At 68.5% G+C, this 18,903-nt stretch carries 12 protein-coding genes; 10 read left to right on the top strand and 2 right to left on the bottom strand.

The features are described 5' to 3' along the window. Positions 1 to 177 precede the first annotated feature (177 nt). Genes J8M50_RS36305 through J8M50_RS36330 form a run of 6 tightly spaced genes read left to right on the top strand, consistent with a single transcriptional unit; the run spans position 178 to position 7,988 of the window. Positions 178 to 1,170, top strand: coding sequence for an ABC transporter permease (locus J8M50_RS36305; RefSeq protein WP_010353135.1), 993 nt, complete (start codon positions 178 to 180; stop codon positions 1,168 to 1,170). Beyond that, positions 1,164 to 2,084, top strand: coding sequence for a carbohydrate ABC transporter permease (locus J8M50_RS36310; RefSeq protein WP_010353136.1), 921 nt, complete (start codon positions 1,164 to 1,166; stop codon positions 2,082 to 2,084). The genes J8M50_RS36305 and J8M50_RS36310 overlap by 7 nt, the downstream gene beginning before the upstream one ends. Before the next feature lie 27 nt (positions 2,085 to 2,111). Further along, positions 2,112 to 3,782, top strand: coding sequence for an ABC transporter substrate-binding protein (locus J8M50_RS36315; protein WP_010353137.1), 1,671 nt, complete (start codon positions 2,112 to 2,114; stop codon positions 3,780 to 3,782). Continuing rightward, positions 3,779 to 5,302, top strand: a complete 1,524-nt coding sequence (locus tag J8M50_RS36320; protein ID WP_010353138.1) for a GH39 family glycosyl hydrolase — start codon at positions 3,779 to 3,781, stop codon at positions 5,300 to 5,302. The genes J8M50_RS36315 and J8M50_RS36320 overlap by 4 nt, the downstream gene beginning before the upstream one ends. Next, complete coding sequence (locus tag J8M50_RS36325) at positions 5,299 to 5,973, top strand: hypothetical protein (protein WP_010353139.1); 675 nt, start codon at positions 5,299 to 5,301, stop codon at positions 5,971 to 5,973. The genes J8M50_RS36320 and J8M50_RS36325 overlap by 4 nt, the downstream gene beginning before the upstream one ends. Further along, a complete protein-coding gene (locus J8M50_RS36330) occupies positions 5,970 to 7,988 on the top strand; it encodes a beta-galactosidase (protein WP_010353140.1) in 2,019 nt (672 codons plus the stop codon). The genes J8M50_RS36325 and J8M50_RS36330 overlap by 4 nt, the downstream gene beginning before the upstream one ends. Here J8M50_RS36330 and J8M50_RS36335 read toward each other — a convergent pair. Continuing rightward, a complete protein-coding gene (locus J8M50_RS36335) occupies positions 7,982 to 9,949 on the bottom strand; it encodes an alpha-glucuronidase (RefSeq protein WP_029183771.1) in 1,968 nt (655 codons plus the stop codon). The two genes, J8M50_RS36330 and J8M50_RS36335, sit on opposite strands and share 7 nt — an antisense overlap. A gap of 20 nt (positions 9,950 to 9,969) precedes the next feature. Next, positions 9,970 to 13,827, bottom strand: coding sequence for a GH92 family glycosyl hydrolase (locus J8M50_RS36340; RefSeq protein WP_078480724.1), 3,858 nt, complete (start codon positions 13,825 to 13,827; stop codon positions 9,970 to 9,972). 349 nt (positions 13,828 to 14,176) lie between these two features. On the opposite strand from J8M50_RS36340, the gene ngcE reads away from it, so the two are divergent. From ngcE to J8M50_RS36360, 4 genes are all read left to right on the top strand, one after another. Continuing rightward, positions 14,177 to 15,628, top strand: a complete 1,452-nt coding sequence (gene ngcE, locus J8M50_RS36345; RefSeq protein ID WP_029183772.1) for an N-acetylglucosamine/diacetylchitobiose ABC transporter substrate-binding protein — start codon at positions 14,177 to 14,179, stop codon at positions 15,626 to 15,628. A gap of 16 nt (positions 15,629 to 15,644) precedes the next feature. Continuing rightward, positions 15,645 to 16,574 carry a carbohydrate ABC transporter permease gene (locus tag J8M50_RS36350; protein ID WP_010353144.1) on the top strand — a complete coding sequence of 310 codons (930 nt, stop codon included), beginning with the start codon at positions 15,645 to 15,647 and terminating at the stop codon, positions 16,572 to 16,574. Then, on the top strand, positions 16,571 to 17,467 hold the full coding sequence (locus tag J8M50_RS36355; protein WP_029183773.1) for a carbohydrate ABC transporter permease: 897 nt from the start codon (positions 16,571 to 16,573) through the stop codon (positions 17,465 to 17,467). Before J8M50_RS36350 ends, J8M50_RS36355 begins: the two co-directional genes overlap by 4 nt. Before the next feature lie 220 nt (positions 17,468 to 17,687). Further along, positions 17,688 to 18,887, top strand: a complete 1,200-nt coding sequence (locus tag J8M50_RS36360; RefSeq protein ID WP_010353146.1) for an ROK family transcriptional regulator — start codon at positions 17,688 to 17,690, stop codon at positions 18,885 to 18,887. The last annotated feature ends 16 nt before the right edge of the window (positions 18,888 to 18,903 follow it).

Raw genomic sequence — 18,903 nt, forward strand, 5'->3', positions numbered from 1 at the left:
AAGGGTCGGACCACCCTGTTCTACCCCCTCGGTGACGCTTCCAACGCACCATGGCCTCCTGAGGAATCTCCTGCATGACCCATTGACAGCGGTTTCTACGTGCCCATAAGTTGCCGCGAAGTTACCGGTAAGAGCTCGAAAGTTTCGGTTCCGCGCCCCGCTCCGGGAGGCCCGAGCATGAGCACCCCCACCACATCGGCGCCCCCGCCGGGCACCCAGGACCCGCCACCCCCGAAGTCCCCGGGTGGCACGAAGTACCCGTCCGCGCGCCGCAGTTGGCGTCGGGCGCTGCGGCGCGACTGGCAGTTGTACTCGCTGGTGGTCCTGCCGCTGCTGTTCTTCCTCGTCTTCCGCTATCTGCCGATGATCGGCAACGTCATCGCCTTCCGCCGGTTCGAGCCGGGCGGTTCGATCCTGGGTGAGCAGTGGGTGGGGCTGCGCTATGTGCGCATGTTCCTCAGCGACCCCACCTTCTGGCAGGTCTTCCGCAACACCCTGTGGCTGGGCCTGCTGACCCTCGTCTTCTGTTTCCCGATCCCGATCGTGCTGGCGCTGCTCCTCAACGAGGTGCGCCGCACCGCGCTGAAACGCTTTGTGCAATCGGTTTCCTACCTGCCGCACTTCCTGTCGGTCGTGATCGTCGCCGGTATCACCATGCAGATGCTCGCGACGGACGGGCCGGTCAACCACGTCCTCGGCTGGCTCGGCCACGATCCGATCCGCTTCATCCAGGAACCCGAGTGGTTCCGGACGGTGTACGTCGGCTCCGAGGTCTGGCAGACCGCCGGGTGGGGCACGATCCTCTACCTCGCCGCGCTGACCACGATCGACGACGACCTGTACGAGGCCGCGCGCATCGACGGCGCCAACCGCTGGCGGCAGATCTGGCACGTCACGCTGCCCGGGATCCGGCCCACCATGATCACGCTGCTGATCCTCAACATCGGCACGTTCATGGCCGTCGGCTTCGAGAAGATCCTGCTGCTCTACAACCCGCTGACCTATCCGACCGCCGACGTCGTCTCGACCTACCTCTACCGGGCCGGTGTCGAGTCCAACAGCTTCAGCTACGCGGCGGCGATCGGCCTGTTCGAGGCGGTCATCGGGCTCGTCCTCATCACCTCCGCGAACCAGCTCTCGCGCCGTACAGTGGGGACCAGCCTGTGGTGAGCACCCTCAAGACCCGGCCGGCCGCGAAACCCCGGACGTCCGTGAACCAGCCGACGCGCGGCTACCGCGTCTTCCAGGGCGTCAACGGCATCGTCCTCACCGGCGTCGTCGTCCTGACGCTCTACCCGTTCCTCAACATCGTCGCCCGCTCCTTCAGCGGCGAGCGCGCCATCCGCTCGGGTGAAGTCACCCTGTGGCCCAAGGGGTTCGACCTCACGACGTACCGCATCGTCATCAACGACTCGACGTTCTGGCGCAGTTACGGCAACACCGTGCTCTACACCGTCACCGCCACCGTCGTAGCCATGGTTCTGACGACCTGTTACGCCTACGTCCTGTCCAAGAAGAACCTCAAGGGGCGCGGACTCCTCGTCGGCATCGCCGTGTTCACGATGTTCTTCTCCGGCGGCCTCATCCCGAACTACGTCCTCATCACCAGCCTCGGCCTCAAGAACTCGGTGTGGGCCATCGCCCTGCCCAACGCCATCAGCGTCTTCAACCTGCTGGTGATGAAGGCGTTCTTCGAGTCCCTGCCGAGCGAGCTGGAGGAGGCCGCCCAGATCGACGGGCTCAGTACGTACGGCATCCTGCTGCGCGTCGTGCTGCCGCTGTCCAAGGCCGTCGTCGCGACGATGATCCTGTTCTACTCGGTGTCCTTCTGGAACTCCTGGTTCCAGGCGTTCCTGTACATGGACCGGACCGACCTCATGCCGGTCACCGTCTATCTGCGCAACATCATCGCGGGCGCCACCGGAGCCTCCAACGCCGGTGCCACCACGGAGCAGGGCACGCAGGTCGCGGCCTCCATCCAGGCCGTGACGATCGTGCTCACCTCGCTGCCGATCCTGTGCGTGTACCCGTTCGTCCAGCGTTACTTCGTCTCGGGCGTGATGCTCGGCGCGGTCAAGGGCTGACCGTCCTCACCTCCCAAGGAGTGTCCGGTGCAGAAGAACTCCCGCTCCAACGCAGGCCAGTTGTCGCGCCGTCAGATCCTGGCCGCGGCCGGGTTCGTCGGCCTCGCCACCCTCACCGGCTGCGGCAGCGGTGACGACGGCGGCGACTCCAAGGACCTCTCGAAGAAGCAGAACGGCGCGATGGAGGACTTCCGCGTCGGCCAGCAGTTCAAGGCGACGAAACCGCTTTCTTTCGACGTCCTGCACAACGACAACCCGGCCTACCCGATGAAGTCGAGCTGGATGTTCTGGAAGGAGGTGACCCGGCGCACGGGCGTCACCCTCAAGCCGATCTCGGTGCCGCTCAGCGACTACGAGAAGAAGCGCAGCCTCCTCATCGGCGCGGGCGACGCGCCCTTTCTCATCCCCAAGACCTACCACCCGTCCGAGGCCGCCTTCGTCTCCTCCGGTGCGATCCTCCCCGTCAGTGAGTACGTCCATCTCATGCCCAACTTCCAGGACAAGGTGAAGAGATGGAAGCTGGAGCCGGAGATCGACGCGATCCGCCAGTCCGACGGCAACTACTACCTGCTGCCCGGCCTCCACGAGAAGCTCAAGTCCGGCTACTCGATGGCGTTTCGCACGGACGTCCTCCAGAAGCACGGCCTCGCCCTCCCCACCACCTGGGACGAGGTCTACAACGTCTTCAAGGCCCTCAAGACCGAATACCCCGACCGCTACCCCTTCTCCGACCGCTGGAACGTCAACACCCCTTTCCCGCCAGGGGCGTTCTTCGGCTACCTCGGCCAGGCGTACGGCATCCCGGCCGGCTGGTCCTACGACAACCTCAGCTGGGACGCCGGCAAGAAGGAGTTCGTCTTCACCGGCGCCCGTGACGAGTTCCGCCAGATGGTCGAGTTCGTCGCGAAGCTGGTCTCCGAGAAGCTCATGGACCCCGAGAGCTTCACCCAGACCGACGACAACGCGCAGCAGAAACTTCTCGCCGAGAAGTCTTTCGCGATCAGCGCCAACCCGCAGGTCCTGGTCCAGGAGTACCGCTACAACCTGACCAAGCAGGTCAAGGGCGCCACCATCGAGATGGTCCCGGTGCCGCTGGGCCCCGCCGGACCCGTCGTGCTCGGCGGCGGCCGTCTGGAGAACGGCCTCATGATCTCCAGCAAGGCCCTCAAGAGCGCCGACTTCGTCGCCATGATGCAGTTCGTCGACTGGCTCTGGTACTCCGACGAGGGCCAGCGCTTCTCCAAGTGGGGCATCCAGGGAACGACGTACACGTACAGCGGCGGCCAGTACAAGCTGGAGCCCGGCATCTCCCTCATGGGCTCGATCCCCGACGCCCCGAAGGACCTCCAGAAGGACTTCGGCTTCTTCAACGGCGTGTTCACGTACGGCGGCAGCTGGGCGCTGGTCTCCTCCAACTTCAGCCCCGACGAGAAGAAGTTCCAGGACGCGATGGCCCAGCGCAAGGAACTCCCCGTCGCCCCCGCCCACCCCCTCGAATCCTTCGAGCAGGAACAGGCCACCCTCTGGGACACCCCCCTCAAGGACCACGTCGGCCAGAACGCCCTCCAGTTCGCCCTCGGCAAGCGGCCCCTGTCCGAATGGGACTCCTACGTCTCGGAGTTGAAGTCCAAGAACATGGACCAGCTCGTCGCCCTCCACAACAAGGCCTACCAGCGCTACCAGAAGGAGCACGGGTGATCCGCGTCCCCGCCGAGACCGTCGGTTCCCTCCCCACCGCCTGGCGCCACTGCGTCGGCACCGGCCGGACCGAACTCGCCCTGCGCCGCGACTACTTCGACTCCCTGAAGCTGGTCCAGCGCGAGATCGGCTTCCAGCACATCCGGGGCCACGGCCTGTTCGGCGACAGCATGGGCGTCGTCCGCCCCTACGAACACCAGGGCACCCGGGGCCTGCGCCACAGCTTCACGTACGTCGACCAGGTCATCGACGCCTACCTGGAACTCGGCATCCGACCCTTCCTCGAACTCGGCTTCATGCCCGAGGAGTTGGCCTCCGGATCCCAGACGGTCTTCTGGTGGAAGGGCAACGTCACCCCGCCCCGCTCCCACACCGAGTGGGCCGACCTGGTCCGCGCCACCCTCACCCACCTCATCGACCGCTACGGCCCGGACGAGGTCCGCACCTGGCCCATCGAGGTGTGGAACGAACCCAACCTCGACCTCTTCTGGGAGAACGCCGACGAAAAGGCGTACCACCACCTGTACGAGGTGACCGCGCACACGGTGAAGGAAGTCGACGCCTCCCTCCAGGTGGGCGGCCCCGCGATCTCCCCCGGCGCCGACGAATGGATGCCCCGCTTCACGGACTTCACCGACCGGAACGACGTCCCCCTCGACTTCGTCTCCCGCCACGCCTACACCTCGGGCCCCGCCCAGCGCGTCCCGTTCGCCAGCTACCAGACCCTCGCCCCGGCGCGCGACCTCCTCGACCAGTTCGCCATCCCGCGCCGCCAGCTCAAAGGCACGCGGTACGCCGAACTCCCCGTCCACATCACCGAGTTCAACTCCTCCTACTGCCCGGACAACCCGATCCACGACACCGCGTTCAACGCGGCCTACCTGGCCCCGGTGCTGGCGGAGGGCGGCGAGCTGGCCGACTCCTTCTCGTACTGGACGTTCAGCGACATGTTCGAGGAAGCGGGCGTCCCGACGGCCCTGTTCCACGGCGGCTTCGGCCTGTTGACACACCGTCAGGTCAAGAAGCCCACCTTCCACCTGTACGCGTTCATGTCCCGCATGGGCGAGGACCTCCTGTCGAGGGGCGACCACCACTTGGTCACGCGGCACCCCGACGGCCGGGTAACTGTCCTGGCCTGGGCGCCGGTCGACCCGACGGGGGAGACCCCGGGCCCGGACCGCCACGAGGTCCACCTCTCGATCCCCCTGGCAGGGACGGGGACTTCAGGGCCGGAGGCGTTCGTACGCCGCTCGACCGTGGACGAGGACCACGGCAACGCGTACACCGCATGGCGCGAGATGGGCAGCCCACGCTCCCCGAAACAGGGCCAGTTGGACATGCTCCACGAGGCATCGGAACCGGCCCGCACCCACTTCCGCCTCCCCCTGGAGGAGGGCCGGGCGGACCTGCGCCTCACCCTGGCCCGCAACGAGATCACCCTCGTCGAACTGGCCCCCCTGGTGGACGAGACCTCCGAATGGTGGGACGAGAGGCGGCTGTTGGGAAGGGAGACGCCATGAGCGCCAACAGCGCGATCACCTCGTTCGGCACCGGCCCCCTCTCCCGCGCCGCCGTCCTCATCCACACCCTCCTCACCACCGAAGCCCTCCTCCTCGTCACCGCGGCCCCCGGCCTGATCCCCCTCTTCCTGATCGGCCCCACCCCCCTGACGGCCCTCTTCCTCCTCCCCCTGGGCCCCGCCGCCTCCGCCGCCCTCTACGCCCTGCACCACCGAGGCGCCGACCTCACCGACCTCCACCCCACCCGCCTCTACCTCCAGGGCCTGCGCCTCAACACCCTCCCCGCCCTGAAACTCTGGACCCCGCTCCTGGCCTGGCTGACGGTGACCGCCTTCACCCTCACCCACTTCGCGAGCACCGGCCTCCCCACCTGGTGGGCCCTGATCATCGCGGCCACCGCCCTCACCACCCTCCTCTGGGGCGCCCACGCCCTGATCCTCACCTCCCTGTTCACCTTCCGCGCCAGGGACACGGCCCGCCTCTCCGCGTACTTCCTCCTGCGCCACGGCAAGGTCACCCTGGGCGCCCTCTCGCTCCTGATCGTGACCGGCGCGATGACAGCCCTGCTCACGGAAGCACTCCCGGCCCTCCTGTCGGCCCTCCTGCTCCTCTCCCTGCTCCACACCGCCCGCCCGGTGATCGCCGAGACGAAGGAGAACTTCACCGCATGACCGACAAGATCCGGTACGGCGGCGATTACAACCCCGAGCAGTGGCCGCAGGAGGTCTGGACCGAGGACCACCGCCTGTTCGACGAGGCCGGGATCGACACGCTGACGGTGGGCGTGTTCATCTGGTCGCTGACCCAACCGGCCGAGGACACCTACGACTTCACGGTCCTGGACGACATCCTGGACCGGGCGGCGGCGGAGGGCAGAAGCGTCTGCCTGGCGACGGGAACAGCCGCCCTCCCGCCGTGGCTCGCGAAGCAGTACCCGGAGGTCAACCGCACCGACTTCGAGGGCCGCCGCCACCGCTACGGCCAGCGCCACAACTTCTGCCCCAACTCCCCGGCGTACCGCCGCCTCTCGACGCAGCTGGCGGCCCGCCTGGCCCAACGCTACGGAAACCACCCGGCGTTGCTGGCCTGGCACATCAACAACGAGTACGGCGGCGCCTGTTACTGCGACCTGTGCGCGGAGGCGTTCCGGGACTGGCTGAAGGCGCACCACGGCACCCTGGACGCCCTCAACGACGCCTGGTGGACGACCTTCTGGTCCCACCGCTACACCGACTGGGCGCAGATCGAACCCCCGAGCGCGCTCACGGAACACTGGCGGGGCCCCGACCACACCGCGTTCCAGGGCATCACCCTGGACTACCAGCGGTTCATGACGGACGCCCTCCTCGGCTGCTTCACGGCGGAGAAGCGGGCGATCCGCGAGCACGACCCGGAGACCCCGGTGACGACGAACATGATGGGCGCCTACCGCCCCCTCGACTACCACCGCTGGGCCCCGCACCTCGACTTCGCGTCCTGGGACAACTATCCGCCGCCGGACGCCCCGCCGACCCGCCCCGCCCTCGCGCACGACCTGATGCGCGGCCTCAAGGACGGCGCCCCCTTCTGGCTGATGGAGCAGACCCCGTCCACGACGGCGTGCCGCGACGTCAACCCCCTGCACCGCCCCGGCGAACTCCGCCTCGCCACCTGGCAGGCCGTCGCCCACGGCGCCGACGCGGCCCTGTACTTCCAGATGCGCGCCTCCCGCGGCGCCTGCGAGAAGTACCACGGCGCGGTCATTGGCCACGCGGGCCGCGACGACACCCGCACCTTCCGCGAAGTCGCCGCCCTGGGCCGGGAGTTGGCCGACCTCGGCGACCTCACGCTCGGCGCCCGCACCCCCTCCCGCACCGCGCTCCTCTTCGACTGGGACAGCTGGTGGGCCCTGGAGCTCTCCGACGGCCCCTCCCGCCTCGTCCGCTACCTGGACGTCGTCCACGCCTACTACCGCGCGGCCCGCGAAGCCGGCGCCGACGTGGACGTCGTCCCCGTCACCGCCGACCTCACCCCGTACGACGTCGTCCTCGCCCCCGCCCTCCACCTCATCAAGGGCGACCTGGCGAGCCGCCTCGAAGCGGTCGCGGAAAGTGGCGGAACCGTTCTCGCGACGTTTCTGTCCGCCCGCTCCGACGAACACGACCGCGCCTTCCTCACCGACCTCCCGGGACCCCTCGCATCCCTCCTGGGTATCAGGATCGACGAGTGGGACTCACGTCCCCCGGAGGTCGTACAACCCGTAGTACTTCCGGACGGCCCCGAGTCCCAGGCCCGGCTGGTCTTCGAGATCGTCCAGCTCAGGGGCGCCGAACCCATCGCCCCCTACGGCGCGGACTTCTACGCCGGTACGCCCGCCGTCACCCGCAACCGCTTCGGCGGACACGGCGGCGAGGGCTGGTACGTCGCCACGGCCCTCGACCAGCCCGGCGTCGACCACGTCGTCCGCCTCGTCCTCGCCCGTCACCACCTCATCGGCCCCTACGCCGACCACCCCACGGTCGAGACCGCCACCCGCGTCACCGAGGACGGCACCCCTCTCCTCTTCCTCCTCAACCACGCCCGCGAAACAGCCGAGTTGACCGCCCACACCACGACGACCGACCTCCTCACCGGCAAACGGGCCGAGGCAGGCTCCCCCTTGCTCCTCGACCCGCTCGGCATCGCGGTCCTCAAACCGGATCAGTAGATGTGCCGTCCCCGCTCGTCGGCGACCCCCGACTTGCGGAAGAAGTACGTGTTCACCTGATCCCGCCACTCCCGGGCGCTCCGCACCTGCTCCTCGAACCGCTCCGCGCCCCGCGCGAACCGCTCCGGATCCACCACCCCCTTGAGGCCCGCCCACACCCGGCGGGCCTCCTCCGCCTCCTCGGCCCCCTCGAAGTGCGTGTCGTAGATGTGCTGGATCACGGTCTTTCCGCTCTTCAACACATGCCCGTACGGCACATGGTGGAAGAACAGCAGCAGTTCGTCGGGGCAGCTCTCCACCGACTCGTACACCGAGGCCCACGGCTCCCCGTACTGCCCCGCGTACCCGGTCCCCGTCGCCACGCTCCGGTCCACCCCCACCCCGTCCCGGTCGGCGAAGTGGTAGGTCCCCCACGGGCTGTACTCGTACCCGTCGACACTCGGCCCGTAGTGATGCCCCGGCTGCACCATGAACCCCACCCCGAGCGGCGCCGTGTACTTCTCGTACGTCGCCCAGGACCCGGCGAGAAGCTGCCGCAGCTCGCCGAACGGCCCGTCACCGAACGTCAGTCGGAGCCACTCGTCCAGGATGTCCAGTGGCTCCGCATCCGGCTGCCACGCCAACCGGCCGAACGTGTACAGGTTCGCCTGCGCGAGCGGATGCCCCGTCCAGAACGGATCGTCCCCCACGTTCGACACCGCGACCAGCTCTCTCGCCAACTCCCCGACGGACGGCCCCTGTTCACCCCCCGGCCGGAACCGCAGCACCTCGCTCCACATCGGCCCCAGCCAACAGGCGTGCCGCTGCTGCCCGGTGTACTCCTGCGTCGCCTGCACCTCCACCGCGAACCGCGTCCGGGGCAGCGCCCCCAGCACCGGCGACACCGGCTCCCGCGTCTGGAAGTCCATCGGCCCGTGCTTCACCTGGAGCACCGCGCCCTCGGCGAACTCCCCGTCCAGCGGCGCGAAATGGTCGTACGCCGCCCGCGCCCGGTCCGTCGACCGGTCCCGCCAGTCCTGCCGGTGGTCGTAGACGAACGCCCGCCAGTGCACCGTCCCCCCGAACGGCGCGAGCGCGGCGGCCAGCATGTTCGCCCCGTCCGCGTGCGAGCGCCCATAGGCGAACGGCCCCGGCTGCCCCTCCGAGTCGGCCTTCACCACGAACCCCCCGAAGTCCGGGATCGCGTCGTACACCCCCCGAACAGCCCCGGCCCACCACTCCCGCACCCCCGCGTCCAGCGGATCGGCCGTCCCCAGCCCACCCAGCACGATCGGCGCCGCGAACGTCACCGACAGATGCGTACGAATCCCGTAGGCCCTCAACACCTCGGCTATCGCGGCGACTTCACCGATCCGCTCGGTCAGCAACCGCGCCTCCGCCGCGTGCACATTGACGTTGTTCACGGCGACGGCGTTCACCCCGCAGGCCGCGAGCAGCCGCGCGTACGCCCGCACCCGCGCCACGTCCCCCCGGGCCCGACCGTCCACCCAGAACACCGACCCGCCCGCGTACCCCCGCTCGACCTGACCCATGACCGGATGCACGGCCACGTTGTCCCAGTGGTCCACCATCCGCAACGGCAGGGCGGGGGAGTGGAGTTCACTCCGCGCCGGTCCACTGAACGCGCTGTCGCCGAGGCGTACGACGTGGAAGAGGCCGTAGAGCAGCCCGGCTCCACCGGACGCGGTGACCGAGGCGCGGGTGCCGTCGAAGGCGAAGGCGAACTCCTCGCTGGAGCCTGCGAGTTCGCCGGAGCCTGCGGGTTCCGCCACCTCCAGCAGCAAGTCGTACGCCCCCTCCCCGACCACCTCCCCACCGAACCGCCCACAGGCTTCCCGCACTTCACCCCGTACGGTCTCCACCAACTCCCCGGCCCCCCGCACACACACCCGCCGGCCCCCCACCGCCCGGAACGCCTCCGCAGGCAACCACGCGGGATCGAGACTCTCAAGCGACGGCATACGTCCCCCAACTCGGCGGCTCAGGCGAGCAGTTCGACTTCCGACAGCACCGCCTCGCCGTCGAGCAGCAGACGGTACTTCCCGTACGTACCCGCAGACCCCACACCGAACGCCCGTGTCTGCCTGCCCCACGAGAACGACTCCCCGTCCCGCCGGTCCAGCGTCGCCCACGCGACCCCGTCGTTCGAACCCTGGAGCGTCCACGCGCGAGGCGCCCGCGCCGGATCAGGCCCCGAAGTCAGCGTGTACTGAACCCCGTTGACCCTGCCGGACACCGGAAGGTCGACCGACGTGACGGCCGCTGAGGAAGCGGACGTGTCGTCGAACAACGCCCCACCCCGCCGCAGCACATCCTCACGAGGCCGAGGCGCCGCATCCCCCTGAGTGATCGACACCGGCCCCGACCCCGCACCCCACGAAGAAGGACGCGGCCCCATGGCGAACTCCAGCACCCCGCCCCGGGAGATGGCCGAGTGCGGCAGCGAAGTCGACGTCAGCGCACGCCCGTTGAACCGCACCCCCTGCACATACACGTTCCGCGCACTGTTCCCCGGCGCCTTCACCACCAGCGTCCTCCCGCTGTCCATCCGCACGGTCACCTTCGTGAACAGCGGTGACCCGATGGCGTATTCACCGCTCCCCATCACCAGCGGATAGAACCCGAGCGCCGAGAACAGGTACCACGCCGACTGCTCCCCGTTGTCCTCGTCCCCGTGATACCCCTGCCCGATCGAGCTGCCGGTGTAGAGCCGCGCGAGCACCTCCCGCACGGCAGCCTGCGTCTTCCACGGCTGCCCGGCCGCCAGATACATGTACAGCGCGTGGTGCGCGACCTGGTTGGAGTGCCCGTACATCCCCATCCGGACGTCCCGCGCCTCGGTCATCTCGTGGATGACCCCCTCGTACGACCCGGCGAAGTCGACGGACGCGGTCTCGGGAGTCGACAGGTAGGCGTCGAGCTTCCTGCCCAACTCCCCACGCCCGCCGTACAGGTTGGCGAGCCCCCGGCTGTCCTGCGGCGCGGTGAACGCGTACCCCCAGCCGTTGGTCTCCGTGTAGTCGTACCCCCAGACACGCGGGTCGTACTCGGCGGACGGCACCCGCCAGTCGCCCTTCGCGTCCCGGCCCTGGAAGAAACCGGCCCGGGAGTCGAAGAGGCGGACGTATCCGCGCGCCCGGTCGAGGAAGTACGCGGACTCCTCGCGGTACCGCTGCTCCCCGGTCCGCCGGTACAGCTCCTGGCCCATCCGCGCGAGGCCGTAGTCGTTGACGTACCCCTCCAGCGCCCAGGACAGCCCCTCGTGCGTGTCCGTCGCCGTGTAGCCGAGGAACGGCGAGGTCGCCATGCCCTTGCGGCCCACACCCGGACTCGGCGGCACCACCGTCGCGTTCTTCAGCGCCGCCTCGTACGCCGCCCGCGCGTCGAAGTCGACACCCTTCACGTACGCGTCCGCGAAAGCGACGTCCGACGACGTGCCGGTCATCAGGTCGGCGTACCCGGGGGAGGACCAGCGGGAGATCCAGCCGCCGTCCCGGTACTGCTGCACGAACCCGTCGACCAGCTCGCCCGCTTGACGGGGCGTCAGGAACGAGTAGGCGGGCCACGCCGTCCGATACGTGTCCCAGAAACCGTTGTTGACGTACACCTTGCCGTCCACGACCTTCGCGCCCGTGTGGGTCGGGGTGTCGGGGCCGGTCGGCGGCGAGAACGGCGAGGCGTACTGGTAGGTCGAACCCACCTTCTCGAAGCCGGAGTTGGGGTACAGGTACAGCCGGTAGAGGCTGGAGTACAGCGTCGTCAACTGGTCCGGCGTCGCCCCTTCGACCCGGACCCGCCCCAGTAGTTCGTCCCACTGTGCCCGTGCACTGTCTCGCACCTGCTCGAAGGACCGGCCCGACGGGATCTCCTGACGCAGGTTGTCCCGCGCCTGGTCGAGGCTGATCAGCGAGGTCGCGATCCGCAAGGTGACGGTCGAGGTGTCGAAGCGGGCGTACCCCTTCACGCCGTCGACAGCCCCGTCCTTCATGGGCTCGGCGAACTCCCCGTACACGAAGAGCCGCGAAGCCCCCGTCGACAGACCGGACTTGACGTCGCTGTACCCGGTGACGACGCCCTTCCCGACGTCCAGCGAGAGCCCCGCGTCCTCCTTCACATTGTCGAAAACGACACTCCCACCGGAACTCGCGCTCCCGCCAGAACTCGCGCCCCCACCGGAAGCCCCCGGAAACGTGAACCGCATGACCGCCGCATGATCCGTCGGCGCCACCTCCGCCCCCATCCCGCCCTCGAACCCCACCCGGTACCCGTACGGCCGAGCCACCTCGTCCTCGTGCCGGAACGCCGCCGCCCGCTCCCCCCGCCCCGTCGGCGGCACCCCGCTCCCCGCCACCGGCATCACCTGGAACGTCTGCCGGTCCCCCATCCACGGACTCGGCTCATGACTCACCCCGAACGCCTGGATCTCCGGCAGATTCCGGGAGTTGTTGCCCCGCGCGTACTGGTACAGCCAGCCCAGCGAGGACGCGTCGGTCACCGGAGTCCAGAAGTTGAACCCATGCGGTACGGCCGTGGCCGGAAAGGTATTACCCCGGGAGAAGGCACCACTGGAGTTGGTCCCCCGAGTGCTAACCGCGTAGTCCGAAAGATGGACCCGAGGAGCCGAAGCCACCACCCCGATCCGCACATCGTCCACCCACCCCCGGAACCGGGCCGCCCCCCTACCTGAGTCGTACCCGACCAGTACCCGGTCGACCGTCTTCCCCGCCGCCACCGCCCCGAGCGCCACCTCCACGTCGTTCCACTGGTTCACGTACAGCACCTTCGCCGCCCCCTGACCTCGCGGCGAAGCCTCGAACCCGTACTGATCCACCGCCCCGAGCGAACTCAGCAACGTCCCGTCCGTGAACGCCAGATCCACCGCGACGTTCGTGGCCGCGTAGTCCAGATCCCCGTCACCCATCGCGGGAAAGATCCGGTACCCCAGCCGGGTCCCCCGCCCGACCGGCACCTCCACGTCGAGCACCTTGTTGTACGACCACCCCGCACCGGCCGAGGTCTGCCGCCCGGCGTACCGCAGCGCCCGCACCCCCGTGAACCCGGCCCGAGCCTTCGCCGTGGGAGACCCCGAGGGCCCCCGGTCGACCCCGGTCAGCATGTGCGGCGGCACCGGCCCCGCACTCCCGCCCGTCCCGAACCGCACATCGGCGAGCTGGAGCAGACCCGCGCCCCGGTTCGCTGTGACCTCCAGCCGGAAGTGGCTGAAAGCAGCCGCTGCGGGAAGCGCGTACGTACGACTCTCGAACCGTTTCTGGAACACCACCCCCGCCTGGGCGTCCAGTTCCGTCCATGACGAACCGTCGGTGGAGCCGAGCAACTTCCAGTCGGCAGGGTCCCGTTCGGGCGCGTCGTTCGCCGAGGTCAGCGCGTACGAGACGAGGGAGACGGGCCGCGCCAGGTCGAACTCCGCCCACCCCGTCGGCTCGAACACCAGCCACTTCGTGCCGGGTTCGCCGTCCACGAGGTTCTCCTTGACCTCCCCGCCGCCGGTGTTCTCACCACTCGCGCGCACCCCGGTGACCTGGTCGGTGACATCGCCGGGAAGCCCGCCGGCGTCGTACCCGCCGTCCACGCCGGACGCCCCGCGCACCTCGTCGACGGTGTCGGTCCAGTCGGGCGCGGGCTCGCCGTCCTCGAAGGAGGTCGCGAAACCCTCGTAACCGTCGTAGGAAACTTTTTCCGTACCTGCCGAAACCCCCGCCACAGCCCCCGCCGAAACCCCCACCACCCCCGGCGACGACAACACCACAACCGTCGCACACGCCACCACGATCGAGTGAAACCGCTTCCCCCGCCACCCCCGCCCCCACCGCTCCCGCATACCCGATGCACCTCCCGAACCCCTCGGACGACCCGGACCCGACAACGTTTTCCCCGTGCCGGTGCGGGAATCAGTAGGTGGTCAAGTGACCTGTGATGTCAAGGACGTTCACTGGGGAAAGCGCTTGTGGTGTCGCGAATTCGGCAGCGGGGTGCCGTGGCGGCCGTCCGGATTTCCACGAGGTCTCAACTTGGAAAACAGGCTTGGCCAACCTTGCATTCGATCTTGCTCCCCTGCCGGGAAATGGACTATACCTGTCGGCGTTTCCTGCACGACCCTGCTTGACCCGACGCGGCCCCGGAACTGATCCGGTGCCGCCCTGAGTCCTGGAGAAGGCGAGGACTTGAGCATGGGATCCACCTCCGCAGAAAGCCGGGAACCGGCAGGCGTGGGCCGCCGGTCGATGATCAGGACGACCGCGGCGCTCGGACTGGTCTCCGCGCCCGCGCTGTCGTTCCTCACCTCGTGCGCCAGCAGTGGCGGCGACAGCGAGGAGAAGGCGAAGACCGGGACGAAGACGGCGAAGAACCCGCTCGGCGTCGACGAGTCGGCGAACCTGGAGTTCGTCCTGTTCGACGGCGGCTTCGGCACCCAGTACGCCAAGGACGCGGTCGCGTCGTACGAGAAGGCGTTCCCCAAGGCCGAGGTGAAGTTCTCGGCCACCCAGAAGATCCAGTCCGTCCTCCAGCCCCGTTTCAACCAGGGCACCCCGCCCGACCTGATCGACAACTCGGGCGCCGAGCAGATGGACATGGGCATCCTGTCCAGCAAGAAACAGCTCACCGACCTCACCCCGTTGCTCGACGCCCCGTCGTACGACGACCCGAGCAAGAAGGTCCGCGACACCCTGCGCCCCGGCATCGTCGAGATGGGCCGGCTCGACGGCGCCCCGGTGTGGATCCTGTACTACGCCTACACGGTGTACGGCGTCTGGTACTCGCAGAAGGCGCTGGACTCGCTGGACTCGGCGTATCCGGAGACCTGGGACCAGATGCTCGCGGTCTGCGAGAAGGCCAAGAAGAAGGGCATCGCGGGCTGGACGTACGCGGGCAAGTACCCGTACTACCTGCCGTTCTCGCTGTACCCGATGATCGGCAAGGTCGGCGGCCGTGAGGTCCTGGACGCGATCGACAACCTGGAGCCGAACGCCTGGAAGAACCCGGCGGTCAAGACCTGTTTCGAGGCGTACTACGAGCTGTACAAGAAGGGGTACGTCCTGAAGGGCACCCCCGGTCTGGACCACATCCAGTCGCAGACCGCGTGGGCGCAGGGCAGGGCGCTGTTCATCCCCAACGGCTCCTGGGTCGAGAACGAGTCGGCGAACGTCATCCCCGCCGACTTCAACCTCGCCGTCTCGGCGCCGACCGGCATCGACGCCTCGGACAAGATGCCGTTCGGCACGATCTGGGCCTCGGGCGGCGAGCCGTTCATCGTCCCCGCGAAGGCGGCCAACGGGCTCGGCGGCATGGAGCAGCTGCGGATCATGCTCAGCGAGGCGTCGTCGCGGAACTTCACCTCCAAGGTCAAGTCGCTGAGTGCGTACAACGGCGGCACCGACGGCATCACCCTCACGCCGGGGCTCAAGTCGGGGGTCGCCGCGCTGGAGAAGGCCGGGGCCAACGTCCTGAACCCGAGACTCCAGGACTGGTACGTGAAGCTCCAGAAGGAGCAGATCGGGGTCTCCGGGCTCGGCGAGATGATGGCCGGACGGCTCACCCCGGCCGAGGCGATCAAGAAGATCCAGGGATACGCCGACGCCGCCGCCAAGGACACGTCCATCAAGCACTACAAGCACCAGTAAAGGCAGCGGTGGAGCGATGCGGCACGGCCAGTACCGGTTCATCGCGGGGTTCCTCGCCCTGCCACTGGGGCTGTACGCCCTGTTCGTCCTGTGGCCGTTCGTCCAGTCGATCTACTACTCGTTCACCGACTGGACCGGTCTGAGCCCCGAATTCAAGATGGTCGGATTCGCCAATTACCGGCGGATGTTCCACGACGACGTCTTCTGGAAATCGTTGCAGCACAGCTTGCTCTTCGCACTCGTGCTGCCGCTGGTGACCATCGGACTCGCCCTCTTCCTGTCCTACATGATCAATGTGGGCGGACGGCGGAGAAAGGGCGGACCCGCGATCAGCGGGGTGCGGGGATCGTCGTTCTACAAGATCGTCTATTTCTTTCCGCAGGTCCTGTCGATCGCCATCGTCGCGCTGCTGTTCGCTTTCGCGTACAACCCGGACAGCGGCGCGATCAACTCGATCCTGCGGGGGGTGGGCCTCGGCGACGTGCAGCCGCTGTGGCTGGGCGATCCGGACCTCGCGCTGTGGTGCGTGATGGCGGTGCTGGTCTGGTCGACGGTCGGGTTCTTCGTCGTGCTGTTCTCCGCGGGCATGGCGTCGATCCCGGCCGACCTGTACGAGGCGGCGCTGCTCGACGGGGCCGGCCGGGCCGCGACGTTCTTCCGCATCACCCTGCCGCTGCTGTGGGACACCGTGCAGTCCGGCTGGGTCTACATGGGCATCCTCGCGCTCGGCGCCGAGTCCTTCGCGGTCGTCCAGATCATGACGGTCGGCCCCGGCGGACCCGACTACTCGACGACGGTCATGACGCTGTACGTCTACCAGACGGCGTTCCGGGACGGCCAGGCCGCCTACGCCACCACCATCGGGGTCGCCCTGCTCGTCGTCACGCTCGCGTTCGCGGCGGTCGTGATGCGGCTGGGGCGGCGGGAGCGGCTGGAGTACTCATGAAGACGACCGAGGCTCCACCCGAGGTGAGAAAAACCGGACCGGCCGTTTCTGAAACGAAGGAGAAGCACGACCGGGGCGTGCTCAACGTCTTCTCCCACGGCGTGCTCATCATCTGGGCGATCCTCGTCGTCCTGCCGCTGGTCTGGGCGGTGATGACGTCCTTCAAGACCGACTCGGCGATCTTCAACTCGCCCTGGGCGCTGCCCGACGGGCTGCACCTCGACAACTGGGGGCGGGCCTGGACCGAGGCCCACATGAGCGACTACTTCCTCAACACCCTGGTGGTGGTGGGGGGTTCGCTCGTCGGGACGCTGGTCCTCGGCTCCATGGCGGCCTATGTGCTGGCCCGCTTCGAGTTCCCGGGAAACCGTTTCATTTATTACCTGTTCATCGGCGGCATGAGCTTCCCGGTGATCCTCGCCCTGGTCCCGTTGTTCTACGTCGTGAACAACCTGGGCCTCCTCAACACCATCCACGGCCTGATCCTCGTCTACATCGCCTACTCGCTGCCGTTCACCGTGTTCTTCCTGACGGCGTTCTTCCGCACCCTGCCCACCTCGGTCGCGGAGGCCGCGTTCGTCGACGGCGCCTCGCACAGCCGGACGTTCTTCCAGATCATGCTGCCGATGGCCCGCCCCGCCCTGGTCAGCGTCGGCATCTTCAACTTCCTCGGCCAGTGGAACCAGTACCTGCTGCCCACGGTCCTCAACACCGACCCCGACAAACGCGTCCTCACCCAGGGCCTGGTCCAGCTCGCCGTCAGCCAGGGCTACAAGGGCGACTGGTCGGGCCTGTTCGCGGGCCTGGTCATGGCGATGCTGCCGGTCCTCGCGGCGTACATCGTCTTCCAGCGCCAGGTGGTCGCCGGCCTCACGGCGGGGGCCCTGAAATGAGCCACGCGGGGCGTCACCGCGTCCCGCGCCCTCACCGGCGTACACCTGATGAAAGCGGCAGAAAACGCTTGCACAACGGGTGGTCCTGTCCTGTACCGCCCATCTCCCCGGAAATTGTTCAACCTCTTGACGGGAGGCGACCGGAACGGCTCAGCTTAGAGTTCACTAGTTGGACATAGTCGGGGCCTCGTCGAGGCGGCCCCGCGCGCGGGAGGTCGTCGTGGAGACTCCGGGGTCGCAGTCGTCACTGCACAGAGCCAACCTGGAGCGGGTCGTACGGGCCGTGCGGATGGCCGGATCGCTCACCCAGGCGGAGATCGCCCGTACGACCGGACTGTCCGCCGCGACCGTCTCCAACATCGTCCGGGAGCTGAAGGAGGGCGGGACCGTCGAGGTCACGCCCACCTCGGCCGGTGGCCGCAGGGCGCGCAGCGTCAGCCTCAGCGGGGACGCCGGCATCGTCATAGGCGTCGACTTCGGCCATACGCACCTGCGCGTCGCCGTCGGCAACCTCGCCCACCAGGTCCTCGCCGAGGAGGCCGAGCCCCTCGATGTCGACGCCTCCGCCGCGCAGGGCTTCGACCGCGCGGAACAGCTGGTCAGCCGCCTGATCGAGGCGACCGGCGTGGACCGCTCCAAGATCGCCGGGGTCGGCCTCGGCGTACCGGGCCCGATCGACCTGGAGTCCGGGACGCTCGGCTCCTCCGCGATCCTCCCGGGCTGGATCGGCACCCGCCCCGCCGAGGAACTGCGCGGCAGACTCGGCGTCCCGGTGCACGTCGACAACGACGCCAACCTCGGTGCGCTCGGCGAGATGGTCTGGGGGAGCGGCCGGGGCGTCCGTGATCTTGCTTACATCAAGGTCGCGAGCGGGGTCGGCGCGGGCCTGGTCATCAACGGGCGGATCTACCGGGGTCCGGGCGGCACGGCGGGCGAGATCGGGCACATCACGCTCGACGAGTCGGGCCCCGTCTGCCGGTGCGGGAACCGCGGCTGCCTGGAGACGTTCACCGCCGCGCGGTACGTCCTGCCACTCCTTCAGCCCAGTCACGGCCCGGATCTCACGATCGAGGGCGTCGTACGGCTCGCCAGGGACGGAGATCCCGGCTGCCGCCGCGTGATTGCTGATGTGGGGCGGCACATCGGCAGTGGTGTCGCCAACCTCTGCAACCTCCTGAACCCCAGCAGAGTGGTGCTCGGCGGGGATCTCGCGGAGGCCGGAGAGCTGGTACTGGGGCCGATCCGGGAGTCCGTCGGGCGGTACGCGATCCCCAGCGCGGCACGTCAACTCACCGTGCTGCCGGGGGCCTTGGGGGGCCGCGCCGAGGTGCTCGGGGCGCTCGCCCTGGCCCTGAGCGAGATGGGCGATTCGACCCTTTTGGACGGCACGCTGGCCTCTGCCGCACCCGCGTTCACTTAGAGAACGCATAGCGCCG

This window comes from Streptomyces acidiscabies, assembly GCF_020010905.1.
Lineage (GTDB): Bacteria > Actinomycetota > Actinomycetes > Streptomycetales > Streptomycetaceae > Streptomyces > Streptomyces acidiscabies.

Bases quoted from the DNA above. Each gene is read 5' to 3' on its own strand.
- J8M50_RS36305 (WP_010353135.1), top strand. From the start codon at position 178: ATGAGCACCCCCACCACATCGGCGCCCCCGCCGGGCACCCAGGACCCG.
- J8M50_RS36325 (WP_010353139.1), top strand. From the start codon at position 5,299: ATGAGCGCCAACAGCGCGATCACCTCGTTCGGCACCGGCCCCCTCTCC.
- J8M50_RS36330 (WP_010353140.1), top strand. From the start codon at position 5,970: ATGACCGACAAGATCCGGTACGGCGGCGATTACAACCCCGAGCAGTGG.
- J8M50_RS36335 (WP_029183771.1), bottom strand. From the start codon at position 9,949: ATGCCGTCGCTTGAGAGTCTCGATCCCGCGTGGTTGCCTGCGGAGGCG.
- J8M50_RS36340 (WP_078480724.1), bottom strand. From the start codon at position 13,827: ATGCGGGAGCGGTGGGGGCGGGGGTGGCGGGGGAAGCGGTTTCACTCG.
- ngcE (WP_029183772.1), top strand. From the start codon at position 14,177: ATGGGATCCACCTCCGCAGAAAGCCGGGAACCGGCAGGCGTGGGCCGC.
- J8M50_RS36350 (WP_010353144.1), top strand. From the start codon at position 15,645: ATGCGGCACGGCCAGTACCGGTTCATCGCGGGGTTCCTCGCCCTGCCA.
- J8M50_RS36355 (WP_029183773.1), top strand. From the start codon at position 16,571: ATGAAGACGACCGAGGCTCCACCCGAGGTGAGAAAAACCGGACCGGCC.